19 protein-coding genes are annotated in these 17,819 nt (G+C 59.7%); all 19 read right to left on the minus strand.

Features of this window, described 5'->3' with window-relative positions; translation table 11 throughout:
- Positions 1–142 precede the first annotated feature (142 nt).
- Positions 143–1,390 carry a universal stress protein gene (locus tag Q8N04_07620; GenBank protein MDP3090527.1) on the minus strand — a complete coding sequence of 416 codons (1,248 nt, stop codon included), beginning with the start codon at positions 1,388–1,390 and terminating at the stop codon, positions 143–145.
- 173 nt (positions 1,391–1,563) lie between these two features.
- Entirely contained in the window at positions 1,564–2,469 is a 906-nt protein-coding gene (locus tag Q8N04_07625) for a F0F1 ATP synthase subunit gamma (GenBank protein MDP3090528.1), read from the minus strand.
- Complete coding sequence (locus Q8N04_07630) at positions 2,466–4,013, minus strand: alternate F1F0 ATPase, F1 subunit alpha (protein ID MDP3090529.1); 1,548 nt, start codon at positions 4,011–4,013, stop codon at positions 2,466–2,468. Before Q8N04_07630 ends, Q8N04_07625 begins: the two co-directional genes overlap by 4 nt.
- Before the next feature lie 2 nt (positions 4,014–4,015).
- The gene (locus Q8N04_07635; protein MDP3090530.1) at positions 4,016–4,837 is read right to left on the minus strand and encodes a hypothetical protein; all 822 of its coding nucleotides are present in this window, start codon (positions 4,835–4,837) and stop codon (positions 4,016–4,018) included.
- 3 nt (positions 4,838–4,840) lie between these two features.
- Positions 4,841–5,122: a F0F1 ATP synthase subunit C gene (locus tag Q8N04_07640; protein MDP3090531.1), complete on the minus strand. Its 282-nt coding sequence runs from the start codon at positions 5,120–5,122 to the stop codon at positions 4,841–4,843.
- 28 nt (positions 5,123–5,150) lie between these two features.
- Positions 5,151–5,846, minus strand: a complete 696-nt coding sequence (locus Q8N04_07645) for a F0F1 ATP synthase subunit A (protein ID MDP3090532.1) — start codon at positions 5,844–5,846, stop codon at positions 5,151–5,153.
- Positions 5,836–6,150, minus strand: coding sequence for an ATP synthase subunit I (locus Q8N04_07650; protein ID MDP3090533.1), 315 nt, complete (start codon positions 6,148–6,150; stop codon positions 5,836–5,838). Before Q8N04_07650 ends, Q8N04_07645 begins: the two co-directional genes overlap by 11 nt.
- Complete coding sequence (locus Q8N04_07655; GenBank protein ID MDP3090534.1) at positions 6,143–6,481, minus strand: AtpZ/AtpI family protein; 339 nt, start codon at positions 6,479–6,481, stop codon at positions 6,143–6,145. Before Q8N04_07655 ends, Q8N04_07650 begins: the two co-directional genes overlap by 8 nt.
- Complete coding sequence (locus Q8N04_07660; protein MDP3090535.1) at positions 6,474–6,866, minus strand: F0F1 ATP synthase subunit epsilon; 393 nt, start codon at positions 6,864–6,866, stop codon at positions 6,474–6,476. Before Q8N04_07660 ends, Q8N04_07655 begins: the two co-directional genes overlap by 8 nt.
- Positions 6,856–8,415, minus strand: a complete 1,560-nt coding sequence (gene atpD, locus Q8N04_07665; protein MDP3090536.1) for a F0F1 ATP synthase subunit beta — start codon at positions 8,413–8,415, stop codon at positions 6,856–6,858. Before atpD ends, Q8N04_07660 begins: the two co-directional genes overlap by 11 nt.
- On the minus strand, positions 8,403–10,922 hold the full coding sequence (glgP, locus tag Q8N04_07670; protein ID MDP3090537.1) for an alpha-glucan family phosphorylase: 2,520 nt from the start codon (positions 10,920–10,922) through the stop codon (positions 8,403–8,405). Before glgP ends, atpD begins: the two co-directional genes overlap by 13 nt.
- A 111-nt stretch (positions 10,923–11,033) precedes the next feature.
- Positions 11,034–11,333: a hypothetical protein gene (locus tag Q8N04_07675; protein ID MDP3090538.1), complete on the minus strand. Its 300-nt coding sequence runs from the start codon at positions 11,331–11,333 to the stop codon at positions 11,034–11,036.
- 427 nt (positions 11,334–11,760) lie between these two features.
- Entirely contained in the window at positions 11,761–13,695 is a 1,935-nt protein-coding gene (gene acs, locus Q8N04_07680) for an acetate--CoA ligase (protein MDP3090539.1), read from the minus strand.
- A gap of 73 nt (positions 13,696–13,768) precedes the next feature.
- Positions 13,769–15,166, minus strand: a complete 1,398-nt coding sequence (locus tag Q8N04_07685; GenBank protein ID MDP3090540.1) for an MBL fold metallo-hydrolase — start codon at positions 15,164–15,166, stop codon at positions 13,769–13,771.
- A 3-nt stretch (positions 15,167–15,169) separates the two neighbouring features.
- Complete coding sequence (locus Q8N04_07690) at positions 15,170–15,739, minus strand: BCAM0308 family protein (GenBank protein ID MDP3090541.1); 570 nt, start codon at positions 15,737–15,739, stop codon at positions 15,170–15,172.
- A 394-nt stretch (positions 15,740–16,133) separates the two neighbouring features.
- On the minus strand, positions 16,134–16,403 hold the full coding sequence (locus Q8N04_07695; protein MDP3090542.1) for a YtxH domain-containing protein: 270 nt from the start codon (positions 16,401–16,403) through the stop codon (positions 16,134–16,136).
- Positions 16,400–16,777, minus strand: a complete 378-nt coding sequence (locus Q8N04_07700) for a PepSY domain-containing protein (protein ID MDP3090543.1) — start codon at positions 16,775–16,777, stop codon at positions 16,400–16,402. Before Q8N04_07700 ends, Q8N04_07695 begins: the two co-directional genes overlap by 4 nt.
- 157 nt (positions 16,778–16,934) lie before the next feature.
- Positions 16,935–17,288, minus strand: a complete 354-nt coding sequence (locus Q8N04_07705; GenBank protein MDP3090544.1) for a histidine kinase dimerization/phospho-acceptor domain-containing protein — start codon at positions 17,286–17,288, stop codon at positions 16,935–16,937.
- Positions 17,285–17,737 (minus strand): response regulator transcription factor, encoded by a 453-nt coding sequence (locus Q8N04_07710; protein MDP3090545.1) that lies wholly within the window; start codon positions 17,735–17,737, stop codon positions 17,285–17,287. Before Q8N04_07710 ends, Q8N04_07705 begins: the two co-directional genes overlap by 4 nt.
- Positions 17,738–17,819 lie beyond the last annotated feature (82 nt).

The following is a 17,819-nucleotide window of genomic DNA, read 5'->3' on the forward strand; positions in this document are numbered from 1 at the left end:
TCGATCCCTCCACCGCGATCGGGATGCCCCTCCCCGTCCTGTACCGGGGGCCAAGAACTCGATCGTCCGATGGGGCGCACGGCCATGATGATGCCAAGATTCTTGAGCATGACTTCATCCGTGTCTATCAGTCTGATTCCTGCTAATGGGTTCGTTCACCTGCTACCACTTGGTCGCCGACCCGTATCCGGACCTCCTGCGAGAGATATCTCTGATCCGGGGTTGCCTGAAGGCGCTTCATCGTCAAGACCGGAACCGTCGCGTGGCGCAACACCCCTTCGGCAACACTACCGCCTACCAGGCTGGTAAGACCGCGCCGCCCGCGCGTGCCCATGACGATCAGATCACACCCGCGCCGCGCCGCCTCTGCGAGAATCGCCTCAGCGGGGCTCCCCCATCCAACCGCAGACCGCTGACCGACGACCACCGTCTCAACCGCGATACCCTGGCTCCGAAGCTCATGGCAGAGAACCGCCAGTCGCGACGCTGCCAGCTCTCGCTGGCCCCGCGCGAGAGCTGGAGCGTCTTCGTCCCTCTCCAGTTCAGGCAACACCGGTTCGATGACATACAACACGGTGAGCACGGCGTCGAACTGCGTGGCGAACAGCGCCGCATAGTCCAGCGCATCGAGGGAACAGAGTGAAAAGTCCACCGGAGCCAGCACATGGCGCACCGTCGAAGCGGCGAAGGGCCGTTCCGATTTCATCACGGGTCGACAAGTTGGAACGACATGGACCGTCAACACCGGACAGGGTGCGCCTTGCACCACGCGCTGGGCGGTGCTGCCCAGCAAGACGTCGATCAGATCGGTACGTCCGTACGCCCCCAGAGTCACGAGGTCCGCGCCCAGCTCTTCCGCAGCCAGGTTGATTTGACGACTCGGAATGCCGAGTCGCAGGCGCCACCTTGCCGTCACCCCCATGGAGGTCAGTCTCTCGACTAGCTCATCCAGAGGCTTCTCTGCCTGTTTCCGGCACAGATCGAAATAGCTCTCCGCTGTCGCGTCGTTAGGAGACATATCGGGCAGGACCTCGACAACGTACAGAATCTCCACAGGCGCCTGGCAGGCGTTCCCCAGAAATGCCGCATACTCGAGAGCCTGCTCTGCACATCCAGAAAAATCGGTGGCTAATAAGATCCGCTTGATCGCTGGCTGTTTCGGCGACACCCTCGCGTCCGAACTCGACGACCTCGGCTCTTGCGCACGGCGCGTCAAGCAATGCCTCAAGGGACAGTACCCCACCGCGCCCGTGACCACAGCGAGCAGCCCGACGGTTTCAGCGACTTCCTCGATCCAGAATGGAATAGGCAGCATAATCCCCAGCACCATCAGGAAAATCCCGCCTACAATCCTGATCACTCGCTCTCGTGTTCCCAGATTGCGCTTCATAATCTCCTTTCACGGCCCACCGTAGGCCTTCCCACCCAGATATCGGCTCACTGATCACGCGCACCGCTCAACCGTCGTCTACGCCGAGTGGGGGCGAATCGAACACCAAAACAAACACTCGCACGCAAGGCCATGCTGTCTGGACGAAAAACAACGCGTTCATGACTGGGCCATCAGGAGGCTGGGCGGCGTTGCTTGTGTGACAGCGCCTCGAAGCCGGAGATGACGTCGAACAGTTCCTCATCGATGCCGCTCTGGCGCAAACGATGGAACGTCCTATTGAGGTGCTCCAGCAATTCGTCGATGTTTTTATCGGCGCGTTGCATGGCCGCCAGGCGGCTCGCGTTCTCGCTCGCAAGGGATTCGGCGCACGCCCGGAAGAGCGAGACGAAAAGATATTCTCGAATAAGCGCCCGCAAGGCCGCGCTGCCGCCCCCCATGACCTCGGGCAGATTTCCCGTTGGCCAGGAACGGTCGGCCAGGTGACGTTGCCATGTTTCATCCAGCGGCAATAGTCGCTGACTCACAGGCTCATAGACCGCCCCTGACGTAGGACGGTTGTGGAAGAGGTAGAGTTCGGTGACGTCACCCTCACTGTGGCGCGTCTCGCTCTCGACGAGAATCTGCCCGACGAGTGGAGTGATGGCCTTGACGGAGTTCGGCACAGCGAAGAGTCCGGCCGGCGGCAATCCCGCGTCCGACAGGCGCCTCTGCACGCGTTCACCGACCGCCCAGACCCGAGGTGTGCCGGGAAGCGCGGCCAGGGTCTTCACCGCAAAATCAGCCACGACGTCATTGAATTGCCCCACCAGTCCTTGATCGGACCCGAACACGACCGCCCCAATCGGCTCCGCAACTCTTCGCCTTTTCCGTCCTGCAATCAAGGGCGCCGGCCCGCTTTCCCGGAAGCATGCGCCCAGCCCTAGCTCCACCGTGCGATAGTAATCGGCCAACGCGTGCACCGCGTTCTCGTATTGTCCAATACTCGAAGCGGCCATGGCCTTCATCGTGCGCACCACGGACTCGAGCTCTCCAGCGCTGGCGATCTTACTGCGCAGACTCGCGGCCGACTCACTCATGATTTCTCCTTGAGCTCCGGCTCCGGCTGAAAACGCGCGAGCGCGTTGCGAGCGATGTCGATGATCGCGCTCCGATCCTTGTCGCTCAATTGTTCGGCGGCATCGAGTCGCGCGCAGACTTCCGCCGGGATGTTCGCCGCCGCCTCATGCACGGCGCGCTCGGCGTCTGTCACCTGGGCAAGCGGCACACGGTCGAAGTGCGCGTCGGTTAACGCCAGCAGCACAGCGATTTGCGCGGGCACGGACACCGGGGCGAATTCCGGCTGTTTGAGGCAGGCGCGAATGCGCCGTCCGTGGCCGATGATCGTGCGGGTGTCTTCATCCAAGCGGGCGCCAAACCGGGCAAAGGTTTCGAGTTCCTCGAACTGTGCATAGGCGAGCTTGAGGTCGCCCGCCACGACACGGTAGGCCGCGCGTTGCGCCTTGCCACCAACGCGCGACACGGATTTCCCGACATCGACCGCGGGCATCACGCCTAATTCAAACAGCGACGGCGAGAGGTAAATCTGCCCGTCCGTGATGGAAATCAAGTTGGTCGGAATATAGGCAGAAATATCCTGCGCTTCAGTTTCGATGATCGGCAAGGCCGTCAGCGATCCGCCGCCGAGCTCCGGGCGCAAGTGCGTGGCCCGTTCCAGCAACCGCGCGTGAATGTAAAAGATGTCGCCGGGAAACGCTTCTCGTCCGGGCGGGCGACGCAGCAGCAAAGACAGTTCGCGATAGGCCCGCGCATGATGCGTCAGGTCGTCATACACAACCAGCACGTCGCGGCCTTGTGCCATGAAATGTTCCGCAATGCTGGTCGCGGCGTACGGCGCGATGTAGGCGAGGCCTGGAGGGTCATTGCCCTCCGTGACAACGACGACGGTGTAGTCCATCGCGCCTTGCTCTCGCAGCGTGGCGATCACCTTGGCCACGCCGGACGCGCGTTGGCCGATGGCGCAATACACGCACAACACATTTTGGTCACGTTGATTGAGAATCGTATCGAGCGCGATAGCGGTTTTGCCGGTTTGCCGGTCGCCCACGATCAATTCGCGCTGACCGCGCCCGATGGGAATGAGCGCATCGACGACTTTCAGACCGGTCTGGAGCGGCACGGTGACAGGCGCGCGATCCATGATGTGCGGCGCCGTGCGTTCGGTGGGCAGGCGCGCGCTGGACATCACCGGACCTGCGCCGTCCAGCGGCCGGCCCAATGGATTCATAATACGCCCGATTAATCCGTCTCCCACCGGCACGTCCATCACGTGCCCACTGCGTTCGACTTCATCGCCCGTATGCAACTGCCAGTAGTCGCCCAGCAACACGACGCCGATTTCATCTTCATCGATGTTGAAGGCGATGCCATACACATCGCCGGGAAATCTCAACACCTCTTCAAAACCCACACCGGGGAGGCCTGAGACCTTTGCGATGCCCGTGGCGATGCTCGTGATGGTACCGATCTCCCGGGGCCTCAGTTGGGGCACGAAGGCCTCCCGCACCTGGCGTATTCCGGTAAACGCGCGGTCAAAGACGTTCTTGAGGCTCTCAGGTTCCATGTTCATTGGCTCTTTGATTCAAGCTGAAGTTCTTCAGGTTTCGGTTCGGCCTTGGCTTGAGACGTCTCCTTCTGTTTCAGCAATTCGCCGACGCCTTTTTCCAGCGACAAAAGGTAGTCCGCGATGCTCCATGCCACTTTGTGCCCATTCGTGGTGAGTTCGATCCCGCTGACCAGGTCCGGCGCGGTCTCAAATCGGACGGAGATGTCAGCCGAGAAGGTTTCGTTAAGCGCACGTTGTATCGCCGCACGTTCCTCCGCCGGCAGGTCAAACGCGCTGCGCACGAGCGCAGGGTGAGACGCGGTCTTCAGGGCCTTGTCGAGGGCTGCCTTCGCCTCCCCGTCCATCTCTCGCAAGCGACGAATGAACACCGCGCCCAGGCGTTCCTCCAAACTTGTCGTGGCGAGATCCGTCAGCGCTTTTCGCGCGATGGCGAAGACTTCCTGCTGGGTCCGCCGACTGATGACTTGGTTGAGCTGGCGGGCTTCGTCTCTCAGCGTGTCCTGGCGCTTGGCGCTCAAGGCGTTGGCTGCCTGCCGCGCTTCGTCAAGCAGCCGCTGACGTTCGGTTTTCGCCTCGTCCATCGCCTGGCTCAAGAGCGCGGCACGCCGCCGGGCGAACTCCTCATTCTTGTCCTGGAATTCGTCACGTTCCTTGCGGGCTTCCATTTGTTTCGCGGCGGTGTCGGCAAGTTCCGCGGCGATCCGTTTCTCCCGCTCGTCGATGGCATGGAGGATGGGCTTGTACAGAAAGCGCTTCAACAGCCACACCAGGATCAGGAAGTTGACGACTTGCGCGCCGACGGTGAACCAATCGATCAGCATGAGTTACTTTCCCGCGGTTTGGGCGATGACGTGATTCCAGAACGGGTTGGCGAAAATGAGAATCATCGAGACCACGAAGCAGTAGATCGCAACGGACTCGACCATGGCCAGGCCCACGAACAAGGTCCGTGTAATGGTCGCTGCGGCATCGGGCTGCTGCGCCAGGGACGTCAAGGCCGTCGCCACCGCGCGCCCTTCGCCGAGGGCCGGCCCGATACTTCCCACAGCCATCGTCAGGCCGGCAGTGATAATTGACGTGATTGCGATGAGCGTCAGGCTATCCATAGTATCTCCTTTTGCGGTGAACGCTGTTTCAATGCTTGTGTTCCTGTTGGAGGTTTGGCTCGCGCGTGCGCGTAGCAGCCGCAATGTACACCGTGGCCAAGATGCTGAAGATGTAGGCCTGGACCATGCCGGTCAGCAGTCCGAGCACACTCATAGCAATCGGGAAGATAAACGGCGTGATGGTCAGCAAAATGGCGAGGAGCATCGTCCCGCTCATCATGTTACCGAACAGACGGGCAGCCAGGGCCAAGGTGCGCGAGAGTTCGCTGATGATGTTGAACGGCAACATAACCCACGTCGGTTTCAAGTAGGCTCTTAGATATCCGCCCAGCCCGCAATCCTCAATGCCGAACAGCGGTACCGCCACAAACACACAGATCGCCAACGCCGCGGTGGTCGAGAGCGAACCGGTCGGTGGCTCATAGCCGGGAATGATGGTGAAGAGGCTCGCCACCGCGACAAATAGGAACAGCGTACCCAGAAAACCAAGATATTTATCAGGTTGCCGCAGCCCGACCTCTTCGATTTGTTCATTGATGGCAGTGACGATGATTTCCAAGACGTTCTGCCAGCGGGAACGTTGCAGACCCGTGGAAAGATTGCGCGTGATGAGGAGTGAACCGACTGCCAGCACGAACATCAGTCCCCACGTCCACAGAATGGTGGCGTTGAGTTTGAGAAACCCATATTGGCAGAAGACGATGTCGTCCGGGCTAAGGTGCATGACTGCCCTCCAGCACAGGAGGAGACTGGTTTTCTCCCGACGGACGCGTCAGCCACCTGACGACCCAGCGTGCCATGGTAAATCCGAGGAGACAGAGCAGGAACCGCTCCCAATGAGCGCCCGACACCACGTAAAACCCAGCCAGGGTCACGCTCATCCGTAGCAGCAGACTGCCGAGAAACCACAGTGCCACCCGTTTGGACGAAAGTCCCTCACGCACGGTCCACCAAAGTCCGCCGAAAAACATCGCTCCGAGCACTATGCCCGCGACCAATGCCGCCACCAGGCTCAATGATTCAGTCATGGCTATTCTCCTCTTGCTCGCGTATTTCCCTGCCTTCCTTCGCCACCCAATGCCAGGCATTGACGCAACCGAGCGCTAAGCCGATAGCCAGCAGCATGAGTGTCCAGGAATGACTCCCTGGATAGTGTTTGTCTACCCACAGTCCGAGTGCCGCACCCAGTAACGTTGGCACCGCCACCGACCAGCCAACCAGACCCACCATCCCCAAGCCGGACCACACGGTCTGCGTGACCTGACGTTGCGCCTTGAGCTTGCGCGCCGCCCTCTCGCCCACTCGACGGCTGAATTCCGTCTGGCCATCCGCAGATGGCCCTTCCGGTTTTTCACTCATGATGAAACGCCGCGAAGCGATGAATAAATCCGCTTTCCAATTTCGCCAGCACCGAACGCACGCTCTTCTCCTGCTCGTCCAGATTCAGAAATTCGTCCTCTACCGCCTGGCGCAGTTGATCGAGGTTCATCCCCCCGATCGCGTTGCGTACTGAGACCAGCACGTCGGCGCCGGTCTTGACGAGGACGCCTTCATCGACGGCCACGTACACCTCACCGTCCGCTTCGGTTTCGTAGAGCAGGATCCCTGGCGCGAGCGCCGCCACGCAGTCAAGCCGGTGAGGCAGGAGTCCAACCGAGGAGCCTTCGCGAGTCCCCGCGACGATGCGCAAGACGTCGGTCTTCTCGGTAAAGATCTTAAAGGGCAGGAGAATCTTAAGATTCATGCGTGCTGGTTGCATGTTCCGATTCCGCGTGAGGTGTTGCCCAGGGCTTCGGATGCGGCTCGGGCGTGGTTTTCGCCGGGGACTCGGCGGCAGGCTTCTGGTCGGCCTTGGCTTCGGTGTGACGCTCAGGTTCGACTGAGGCTGCGGGCTGGTCCGACTTCCCCCTCCCCTTCGCTTCGTCAATCGCCCCGATCATATAGAGGGCGCTCTCCGGGTAGTCTTTGAATTCATCGCGCAGGATTCGTTCACAGCCGTCCAGTGTCTCATTAAGGCTGACGAGCTTTCCTGTGAGGCCCGTGAACGGCTCAGTCGTGAAAAACGGCTGGGTAAGAAACCTCTCCAACCGGCGTGCGCGGGCGACCACGTTGCGGTCCTCCGGCGAAAGCTGCTCCAGGCCAAGCATGGCGATGATGTCCTTGAGTTCCCCGTATTGCGCAAGCGTCCGCCGAATTTCCTGCGCCAAAGCGTAATGCCGTTCGCCCACGATGCCCGGCGTGGCCATCTTGGAGCTGGATTGCAGCGGGTCGATTGCAGGGTACAGTCCCTCACCGGCCCGTTTGCGAGAAAGCACGATGGAGGCGGAGAGATGCGAGAAGGTATGCACCGCCGCCGGATCGGTGAAATCGTCGGCCGGCACATACACCGCCTGGATTGAGGTGATGGCGCCGGTATCGGTGTTAGCGATACGCTCCTCGAGCGCCGACAGCTCGGTACCCATCGTGGGCTGATAGCCCAGACGCGACGGCATCTGCCCCATCAAGCCGGACACTTCCATGCCGGCCTGGATGAAGCGAAAAATGTTATCCATGAGCAGCAGTACATCGCGGTGCTCGTCGTCGCGAAAATACTCGGCCATCGTCAACGCGGCGTGCCCCACGCGGAACCGGCTGCCCGGAGGCTCGTTCATTTGGCCGAAGACCATCACCATGTTCGGCAACACACCGGCTTCCTTCATGTCGCGGTACAGTTCCTCCCCCTCACGACATCGTTCGCCGATTCCGCAAAAAATACTCACGCCCTTCTGGTGCCCGATCATGTTGTGAATCATTTCCGTGAGCAGGACCGTCTTGCCCACGCCCGCCCCACCGAACAGGCCCGCCTTGCCGCCGCGTTCGAGCGGCATCAGCACATCGATGACCTTGATCCCCGTCTCAAAAATCTCTGATTTCGTGGAACGCCGCGCTAACGCCGGCGGGTCTCGATGGACTGAGCGCCATTGCACTTCTGTCGGCGCCGCTTGGCGGTCGATGACGTTCCCGAACACGTCGAACATTCGCGAGAGAATGCCCTTGCCAACCGGCGCCTTCAACGGCCCACCCGTATCTTCCACCGCCATGCCGCGGGCAAGACCTTGGGTCGGGGTCAGGGCAATTCCGCGCACGCGATGTGCATCGAGTTGCGCTAGCACCTCGATGGCAATTCCCCCCTCCTTCGCGTACAGCAATGAGTAGATGGGCGGCAGATGGCCATCGAACCGCACATCGATAACACTGCCACGCACCGAGACCACTGTGCCTAAGCGAGGGGATCGATCAATCACTGTTTCCATAGGATGAGCGACTCCTCCAGCGGCACCGTGGCCGCAGGATGGAACGGCACGATACGGGGCGTAAAATGATGCGCGGGGCGTGTGGCAGGGCTATCCGCCCAGAAAACATACCCATGTACCGAACCGGGGATCGTTCCCTGCTGATGCATGACGATGCGCGTGGGGCGTTCGCCGTCGTCCTGCGGATCGGCATAGAGTTCGACTCGTATCTGATCCGGGTCGAGGTCCCCGAAATAGACAAGCACTTCGAAATGCCAATGGTCCCCCACGCTGGTGACCTGGAGGTCGCCGAATCGAATCTCTTTCCAGCTTTGGCGTATCCGCACCTGCCACTCGTCCAATTCAACGGCCAGCTTCCCCTCATGCTCGAGACGATGTCTCAGTAACGCACAAGCCGGGACATAGATCGTGTCCACATATTCTCGCACCATCCGATTGCTGCTGAATTGCGGCGTGAGACGAGACAGGCTGGCCCGGATACGCGTCAGCCACGCATGCGGGATGCCGGCAGGATCCCGATCGTAAAACTCCGGAATAACTTGTTGTTCCAACAGCTCATAGAGTCTCGTGGCTTCCACCGCATCGTACTCCGGTTCATGATGTTCTCGCCCGTCGCCCAGCGCCCATCCAACATCCGGCGCATAGGCCTCGGCCCACCATCCGTCCAACTCTGAGAGGTTGAGGCCCCCATTGACCAGGACTTTCATGCCGCTGGTGCCACAGGCCTCCCACGGCCTCCTGGGCGTGTTGAGCCAAACATCGATGCCGGCCACGAGATACTGCGCCAGCGTCATATCGTAATCTTCCAGGAACACGATACGGTCCCAGATGTCCGCGCGTGCCGAAAAGCGCGTTAACTCGTGCACCAGGCGCTTCCCTTCCTCGTCATGAGGGTGCGCCTTGCCCGCCACGATCAACTGGACTGGACGATCAGTCTGACAGAGCATCCGTGCCAGCCGGGCCGGATCATGCAGCATGAGGGTCGGACGCTTATATGACGCGAACCGTCTGGCAAACCCCAAGGTGATCGTATTGGGATCTAGTATGCCTTCAGCCTGTTGCACATGCTCTGCCGCCGCTCCTCGTTCTCGCATCTGGCGAACCAGCCGACGGCGGGCATAGCAAATCAGGGCATATCGCGCCGATGCGCGAATCGACCACAAACTGTCGTCATTCACCTGACCGATGGAGACACACAACTCATCAAGGCTGCCCAGCCATCGTTCTTTGCCACAGGTACGTGTCCAGAGTGCATCCGCCTCCTCCGAATCCCAAGACGGCATATGCACGCCGTTAGTCACATGTCCGATCGGGACCTCATGTGATGGCCAGTTGGGAAAGAGCGGCTGAAAAATGCCTCGGCTGACGACGCCATGGAGCCGACTGACTCCATTAATCGTTCCACTCCCTCGCATGGCCAGGAAGGCCATGTTGAACGGCTCGGCGTGGTTGCCGGCATCCTTGCGTCCCAGGGCTAGCAGATCGTCGAGTGGCACATGGGCCACCTCTGCAAGATACGACGCGTATGGGCGAATGAGTTCATGAGAGAACCGGTCGAACCCGGCTTCGACCGGCGTATGGGTGGTGAACACATTGCCGGATCTGGTGGCCTGGAACGCCACCGAAAATGAGTGCCCGGTCTGACGCATAAAACTGAGGGCGCGCGCGAGCACCGCAAAAGCGGCATGGCCCTCGTTGAGGTGGCAGAGCTCAATATCAAGTCCAAGCTCTTCGAGCACACGCCACCCTCCGATACCGAGAATGATTTCCTGCGTCAGACGCACTTTCTCATCGGTGGGATAGAGATGCGCCGTGGCGCCACGGTCAGGAGGGCTGTTGAGCAGATCGTTGCTGTCCAACAAATACAACGTGACTTTACCTACACGAGCTTGCCAAACTCGTAATAGAATCGCTCGCCCGGGCAATTCCAGACGGATTCTCAGCCACCCTCCCTCGCGGTTCGGCGCCGGGGTGATGGGCAGTACCATAGGATCGTTATACGGATAGGCCTCGCCTTGCCGGCCCTCGGGATCCAGGATTTGCCGAAAGTAGCCTTGTTGATAGAGGAGTCCAATCCCGACGACCGGGACCCCCAAGTCGCTCGCGGTTTTCAGAAAGTCCCCAGCCAGAATACCCAGACCGCCCGAATAGATCGGCAGCGCTTCTCCTAGCCCGAACTCCATGCTGAAATAGGCGACGCCTTTCGGGCTTTGTGCGCCTCGCTCACGTCCGAACCAGCCAGGGTCTTGCAAATAGCGCTGCCGCTGCGCGAGCCATGTCCGCAGTTCCTCTGCGAACTCGCGGTCCTCCGCAGCTTCTTCCAGCCGGGCTTGCGAGACATTTTGCAAGATAAAGTACGGGTTACGAGTCCGCTCCCATGCCTCGGGATCCAGCATTTCCCACAGCCGGTCGGTAGCGTGACTCCAGGTCCAACGAAGATCGAGCGCAAGGTCAGTTAACCCCTCAAGCTTCGACGGCAGGGGGCGATTAAGAAAATATGCGAACATGCTTCGCTGTCCATTGTTCCACGCGCGCTGACCGGCCTCATTGATTTATCGATTGTGAATACATGCCGTTTCCATCGACGTCGATGCCGAGTGGTATTTCGCAGCGCCCTTCTAGTAAATGATCGGCGGTCGCTTGTCATCGACGACTAACATCAATCGGCGATGCTTCAACGGTCGCTCCGGATCTCGGGTATAGTGGGATAAATCTTCCGACACGTCCGTGCGGCTCAACGGGACTGATATCCTCTGTTTCATGTGAGTCACGTTCGTTTCAATTGCCAGGTCCACGAGTTCGCTGCTACAGCCAGTGACTTCCGCATTTAAGTCCCTTGCGTCGAGAAAATTCACCGTTACCCGCTCTTCTGGATCAATCCACGGGGCGATCTTCTTGATCTTTTCTTCTTTCGTCATACGTGCCTCCTTCCGGTCCTTCTTAAATCTCCATCCTCAATCGAGCATCTCTCTTGAAGACGAACGCGCTACCCACACGTTCACATACGTTTTTCGCAAGCATACACATTCTTTAATCCGCAAGACTTGTTCCCTCATATTGGTCCTCCGACACGCACTCGGTTTTTCGCCCCCTATCCACCTTTATGCAGAACATTCTCTGATTTATTTACCTAGTCCTTTGAGCAAAGAATTGAGTACCGTTGGGGCAAAAGGGGACATCCGGCCAAAGAAGACTGTCGCAGACTGCGACAAGACGGCACATGGGATTTGGTCAGTCGCATCTGGCTGAAGAGGAGGCGAACGATTATGAAAAGGACGAAGGACGGAGTGGGAGGCTACGAACGCCCTCTATGGCGGTGAAAATGTCTTGCGCGAACGGCCCCCGCTACAGCTTCCGGCGTTTTACAATCAAGGCGTCGACGACGGTCGGATCGGCCAGGGTCGAGGTATCCCCCAGATCATCCAGTTCGTTCGCCGCAATCTTGCGCAAGATGCGGCGCATGATCTTTCCGGATCGGGTCTTGGGAAGACCATCGGCCCATTGGATAACATCGGGTTTGGCGATAGGGCCGATTTCGTTGCGCACCTGTCCGACAAGGGCTGTACGCAATGCGTCCGATGGTTCGACGCCTTCGTTCAACACGACGTAGGCATAGATGCCCTGCCCCTTGATGGCATGGGGGTAGCCGACCACAGAGGCCTCGGCTACATCTGGGTGCTTAGCCAGCGCACTCTCCAGCTCGGCGGTCCCCAGGCGATGACCGGACACGTTCAAGACGTCATCGACCCGCCCGGTGATCCAGTAATAGCCGTCCGCGTCGCGCCGGGCGCCGTCCTCGGTGTCATAGAGGCCCGGAAATCTGCTGAAATAGGTCTTGATGAAGCGCTCATGGTTCCCATAGATTGTGCGCGCCAAAGCGGGCCAGGAACGGGTGATGACCAACCGGCCCTGGGCCTCGCCTTGGAGGATCGTCCCTGCCTCATCCACCAGAGCCGGGACTACACCGAAGAATGGCTTGGCCACCGACCCCGGTTTCAACGGCATGGCCCCTGGCAGGGGAGTTAAGAGCAGACCGCCGGTTTCCGTCTGCCACCAGGTGTCGGCAATGGGACAGCGTCCATCTCCGACAACCCGATGAAACCATTCCCAGGCCTTGGGATCGATGGGCTCACCGACCGTGCCCAGCACTCGCAGGCTCCGGCGGCTGGTCTTCTTCACCGGCTCCTCGCCTTCAGCCATCAGGGCGCGTATCGCCGTGGGCGCCGTATAGAAAATATTGACCAGGTGCTTATCCACGACCTGCCAGAAACGGGAGTAGTCCGGATAATGGGGCACGCCTTCGAACAGTAGCGTCGTCGCGCCATTGGCCAATGGACCATAGACGATGTAGGTATGGCCGGTGATCCAGCCGATGTCCGCGGTACACCAGTACACCTCGCCGTCGTGGTAATCGAAGGTGTATTTATGCGTGATGGCGGCGAAGAGCAGATAGCCTCCCGTCGTGTGCACCAGGCCCTTCGGTTTTCCCGTTGAGCCGGAGGTATAGAGAATGAACAACGGGTCTTCCGCGTCCATTTCCTCGACCGGGCATTCAGGTGAACTGCCGGCGATGGCTTCGTCGTACCAGACGTCGCGCTCGCGCTTCCAGGCGATCGCCTCCCCGCGATGTTTCACCGCCAGCACGGTCTTGACGCCGGGGCATTCCTCCAGTGCCTGATCCACCTTCTTCTTGTGGTCAATCCCCTTGTCGCCGTGTCGATACCCATCGACGGTGACGACCAGGCGGCACCCGCAGTCCTGCACGCGATGCTTGAAGGCTTCGGACGAGAACCCGGCGAACACCACCGAATGGATGGCGCCGATGCGGGCGCAGGCGAGCATGGCGAAGACGGCTTCGGGGATCATCGGCATGTACAGGCACACCCGGTCGCCTTTGCCGATGCCGCGATCCTTGAGCACGTTGGCGAATCGACAGACCTGTGCGTGCAGTTCGCGATAGGTGATCGAGCGACTCTGACTCGGCTCATTCCCCTCCCAGATGATCGCGGTCTGTTCACCGCGCCCGGCCAGATGCCGGTCGATGCAATTATACGAGGCGTTCAGTTTGCCGCCTTCGAACCAGCGGACATGACCTGTCTTGAAGTCCCAATCCAGCACTCTGTTCCAGGGCCCTGACCAGGTCACAAACTCTTGAGCTTGTTCACTCCAGAAGCCTTCGGGGTCTTCCACTGAGCGTTGATACATGTCCTGATATCGTGACTCGGTGATATGGGCCTGCCTTCGGAACTCTTCCGGAACAGGGTATTGTGCTTCACTCATTGGCGCTCCCTGGAATGTGTGTGACACGTGAATTCCGTCTCTTCATGAAATGCGGACTCCATATCGCCCTGCGTCACAGCCTTGCCAGATCCAGCCGTTCACCAAATTCAGGCTGCATGACTTCGGCCTGTAGTTCGTTCTGTAACTGGGAGGCCAGGGCTTGCATCGATTCCGGTTCGCCATGCACCAAGGCCACCCTGGGACGCCCTTCGAACCGCCCATACCAGTCCATCAACCCCTTCTGATCGGCATGCGCGGAGAGACCGCCGATGGTATGCACCTGCGCGTTGATCTTGACGGGTTCGCCCCATAGATGGATTTCCTCGGCGCCATCCACCAAGGCCCTGCCCCTGGTGCCCGCGGCCTGGAAGCCGACAATCAGAATATGCGCGTGCGGGCGCCAGGCATTGTGTTTGAGGTGGTGGGTGATGCGTCCGCCGGTACACATCCCGCTGCCGGCAATGATGATGGCGCCGGAATGCATCTTGTTGATCGCCATGGATTGCGTTGAGAGCTTGCTCATGGTCAGGTTGGGCATCGCGAACGGATCGCCGACCTGTTCCAGGATCTGCCTGGCACGTGCGTCATACACCGTGCCGTGCTTTTGATAGACCCTGGTCGCTTTAATGGCCATGGGACTGTCCAGAAAGATTTGCCAGTGGTCCAGTCCCCATTCCTGGTAATGCTGCTTGAAGACATAGAGCAGTTCCTGAGTGCGCCCGACTGCGAAGGCGGGAATGAGCACGTTGCCTTGGCGGGCGCGGGCATGGGAGAGAATCTCTCCTATCTCCTGCCAGGTAGCCTCCCAGGGGCGATGCTGCCGATTCCCATAGGTGCTCTCCATCACGACCAGATCGGCTTCCCGGACCGGCTCGGGGTCGCGCAAGATGGGCGCGCCTGAGTGGCCAAGGTCGCCGCTAAAGACGACGACACGCCGTTGGCTGCCATCGTTGAGTTCTAGTTGCGCGATGGCGGAACCCAGAATGTGGCCGGCATCGAGGAGAGTGAGTGCGATGCCGGGAAGAATCTTCTTGGTCTTGCCGTATTCCAGCGCACGGAACTGCTTATGAGCCAGACGCGCTTCCTCCTGGGTGTACAGTGGCGGGAGCGGCTCCTTCCCCTGACGCTCGCGTTTCCGGTTTTCCCAGGCGGTATCTTTCTCATTCAGATAGCCAGCGTCTTCCAGCATGATCCGGCACAAATCGGCCGTGGCCCGATGGGTATGGATGGGCCCCTTGAAGCCCTGCTTCACCAAGAGCGGCAGCCGCCCCGAGTGATCCAGATGCGCATGGGTGAGAACGACCGCGTCGATCTCGCTCGGCTCGAACGGAAAGGGATCGCGGTTATGCTGCTCGTGCTGCGGACTACCTTGAATCAACCCGCAATCCACAAGAATGCGGTATTTGCCTATGCGCAGGAGAGAGCACGAACCCGTGACTTCACGGGTGGCCCCATAAAAATGGATGTCCATACCCTAGGCTTTCGATCGGACTCGTTGACGGGCCTTCGTTTTCGGTTCCGGTTGTGGTTCCGGCCCTTCCCACGTCACCCGGACCAGCATATCGCGATGAGCCCAGTGGTAAGCCGACTTTCCTTTATACGACCGCACCAGCGCGCGTCCGATGCGCTGCGCCAGCCGGTCGTTGGTCGTCTGTATTTCTAACTCTTTCTTGCGCCGGACGATCTTCATCACCCGATCGAGGGGATTGACCGATAACGCGCGCGCTTCCACATTGGCGATCAACCCCCTGATCTCTGGCTCGTGCTCCCGCAGATCGGACCACTTCAAGGTCACGATCCCTTCGGGATAGTCGTCCCGGGTTTTCTGGCAGGCGGGACAGACGAGCTTCTTCGTGCGAGGAGACGCCGCCAGTTTGGGGGCTTCGACTGTATCGAAGTGCCACCGCTTGTCTGCATAAATCGCCAAACATTTCCGGCAGATTACCGGCCCTTTCGGGGCTTTGAGCATCGCATAGGGATCTTGTTTCGGATGTTCCCTCTTCTTGTAGGATGTGTCGTAGCGTTTGCCGAGCTTTGTACTCATGTGTGATCTCTCCTCCGGTCAGATTTATTTTGCCACACCCCCCCTGCTCTATCCTTCTCCCTGAGTTCTTCTGATCGCAACCGCAAGCACGTGACCGAATCCATCCGTGCATGCACCGGTAGGCGCACCATAAGCATCGCTCCTTGTGCGGCGTCGCTGCGGTTGCGCAGGAATACGTTTCGGCGGGTTGATCGGCTTCCGTACGGGCTTGGGCGGTTTCGGCGGCGCTCCCGGCTGCAATGGCCGCTCCGGCGGCCTTCTTGGGACGCGACGGGGAACCCGCCGCGTCAATCCGTTTCTTTTTTTGGATCTGATAGAATCGACGGACACATCTCTTCGCCTCCCCGGCAAAATAGACTTGCCGACCGCAACGACGCGGAACGCACTGAGACATTCAACTCACAATCCGCTTCCCTTGTTGCACCACATCGTCAATGGCTGCCTTGGCATCTGCCGCCAGACCGGAGGCGCGCTCCTTGGCGTCTTCCGCCAGATTCTGGAGTTGCCGGCGCGTGTAGGCGCCGGAATGCGGAGCGGCCACAATTCCTGCGGCCAGTCCGACAAGCACGCCGGTGGCGAACGTCAAGGCCCCCACCATGAAGACGCCGACGCCATCACACCCGGACATTTTCTGGTCTGTCTGTCGATCGACCGGTTCTGTCATGGCTTGTGCTCCTGTTTGCGTTCCTGCTTCCGCTCGCGCTTCACGTCTTTCCCCGGCTTCTCTTCCTCCACGTCGATCACGGCTCCGGTCTCGGCATCGATGTGGATCTCCATCACCTTGTTCTCCGCCGTGACGACCTCGACCTCCCACACGAGTTTGTCGTGTTTTTTCTCTAACTCGGCCTCGACGACCTTGCCAGGCACTTTTTCCGAGGCTGTCTTGATCGCTTGATCGATTGTCACCTTGGCCGCTGTGGCCATTTCGACTGTCTCTTTCGATTCATCGTTCTTGCCCTTGTCACCGCTCCACGCGGGACCATTCAGCACCAATATGGCGCCGATTGCCACCGCCATCATTCCCACTAACTGCTTCATAGGAACCTCCTGCTATAGATTGTTATGGTACGCATCACTCGCGTGAGTCATGACATTCATTTTGCAAGACCTGGACCGCTTGAAACCTTCCGATAAACACTCTCTGAAGATTCGTCTGACCCGTTGCGCAACAGATCGAGGGAACACCCGTGGGGAGTTATGCTTCACTCCGCCCTTTCTCGATTAGAACGGGTGAAGCGCGATCGGCGACACCGAGGGTGCTGCGCGCCTCATCCAACAGTTGTTGCCGCAGTGCTGCGAGTTGTTGCGCTTGGGAGATGATGGCCTTAAGACTGCGCGCCGTTTCTCTGTCCGCGCCGCGTTCCAAGAGATACTCCATGCGCCCAATGACGACAGTGATCGGTCCGCCCATCTCTTGTGCCACATGCAGCAGGCGAATCATTCGATCGCTGTCCGCTATGGCTGTCGCGAGCGGCTTCTCCCGGCTCGGCGTTCGCCTGGTCTTGCCTGCATCCCTCTTTGCATGTCCATTGAGCATCCCGGCCTTCATCGTTCACCTCCCTCGTGAGAATCTCTTGCCGAATCTTCCGTCTCCGGGTTTCCCTCACTATCGCGTCGCGCAGGACTCACAAACCTGCCGCCCGCGAGCACTGCATGAATCGCCGCCGCAAGGTCCGTATGGGCCGACTGTTTCCGCACGAACCCCATCGCCCCCGCGGCGAACGCTTCCTCGATCGTCCGCGGATTCGCGTGGACGGTGCAGATGATCACCTTGCTCTCCGGCACGTCCCGCCGGAGCATCCGCGCCGCATCGAGCCCGCTCACCCCCGGCATCCTCAGATCCAAGACGATCACGTCCGGATGTAGGCGACACGCCTCCGCAAACACCGCACGTCCGTCTTGCACGGCCCCGACGACCTCGCCGACCTTCTCGGCAAGGTGACGGAGATTCGTCAATATTTGTGGGTGATCGTCCGCCAGCAGAATACGGGGTGTCATCACGCGTCCTCACATCCCGGGCCTCCGGAGTATGCATCCTGTCGCGGACAGGCTCCGCCCTATCAGTCACACGGCACAGATA

Origin of the sequence: Nitrospira sp. (assembly GCA_030692565.1) — a bacterium.
GTDB lineage: Bacteria > Nitrospirota > Nitrospiria > Nitrospirales > Nitrospiraceae > Nitrospira_D.

Bases quoted from the DNA above. Each gene is read 5' to 3' on its own strand.
- Q8N04_07675 (MDP3090538.1), bottom strand. From the start codon at position 11,333: ATGACGAAAGAAGAAAAGATCAAGAAGATCGCCCCGTGGATTGATCCA.
- Q8N04_07625 (MDP3090528.1), bottom strand. From the start codon at position 2,469: ATGAGTGAGTCGGCCGCGAGTCTGCGCAGTAAGATCGCCAGCGCTGGA.
- Q8N04_07620 (MDP3090527.1), bottom strand. From the start codon at position 1,390: ATGAAGCGCAATCTGGGAACACGAGAGCGAGTGATCAGGATTGTAGGC.
- Q8N04_07655 (MDP3090534.1), bottom strand. From the start codon at position 6,481: ATGAGTGAAAAACCGGAAGGGCCATCTGCGGATGGCCAGACGGAATTC.
- Q8N04_07685 (MDP3090540.1), bottom strand. From the start codon at position 15,166: ATGGACATCCATTTTTATGGGGCCACCCGTGAAGTCACGGGTTCGTGC.
- Q8N04_07660 (MDP3090535.1), bottom strand. From the start codon at position 6,866: ATGAATCTTAAGATTCTCCTGCCCTTTAAGATCTTTACCGAGAAGACC.
- acs (MDP3090539.1), bottom strand. From the start codon at position 13,695: ATGAGTGAAGCACAATACCCTGTTCCGGAAGAGTTCCGAAGGCAGGCC.
- Q8N04_07710 (MDP3090545.1), bottom strand. From the start codon at position 17,737: ATGACACCCCGTATTCTGCTGGCGGACGATCACCCACAAATATTGACG.
- Q8N04_07640 (MDP3090531.1), bottom strand. From the start codon at position 5,122: ATGGATAGCCTGACGCTCATCGCAATCACGTCAATTATCACTGCCGGC.
- Q8N04_07705 (MDP3090544.1), bottom strand. From the start codon at position 17,288: ATGAAGGCCGGGATGCTCAATGGACATGCAAAGAGGGATGCAGGCAAG.
- Q8N04_07690 (MDP3090541.1), bottom strand. From the start codon at position 15,739: ATGAGTACAAAGCTCGGCAAACGCTACGACACATCCTACAAGAAGAGG.
- Q8N04_07695 (MDP3090542.1), bottom strand. From the start codon at position 16,403: ATGACAGAACCGGTCGATCGACAGACAGACCAGAAAATGTCCGGGTGT.
- Q8N04_07635 (MDP3090530.1), bottom strand. From the start codon at position 4,837: ATGCTGATCGATTGGTTCACCGTCGGCGCGCAAGTCGTCAACTTCCTG.
- atpD (MDP3090536.1), bottom strand. From the start codon at position 8,415: ATGGAAACAGTGATTGATCGATCCCCTCGCTTAGGCACAGTGGTCTCG.
- glgP (MDP3090537.1), bottom strand. From the start codon at position 10,922: ATGTTCGCATATTTTCTTAATCGCCCCCTGCCGTCGAAGCTTGAGGGG.
- Q8N04_07700 (MDP3090543.1), bottom strand. From the start codon at position 16,777: ATGAAGCAGTTAGTGGGAATGATGGCGGTGGCAATCGGCGCCATATTG.
- Q8N04_07630 (MDP3090529.1), bottom strand. From the start codon at position 4,013: ATGGAACCTGAGAGCCTCAAGAACGTCTTTGACCGCGCGTTTACCGGA.
- Q8N04_07650 (MDP3090533.1), bottom strand. From the start codon at position 6,150: ATGACTGAATCATTGAGCCTGGTGGCGGCATTGGTCGCGGGCATAGTG.
- Q8N04_07645 (MDP3090532.1), bottom strand. From the start codon at position 5,846: ATGCACCTTAGCCCGGACGACATCGTCTTCTGCCAATATGGGTTTCTC.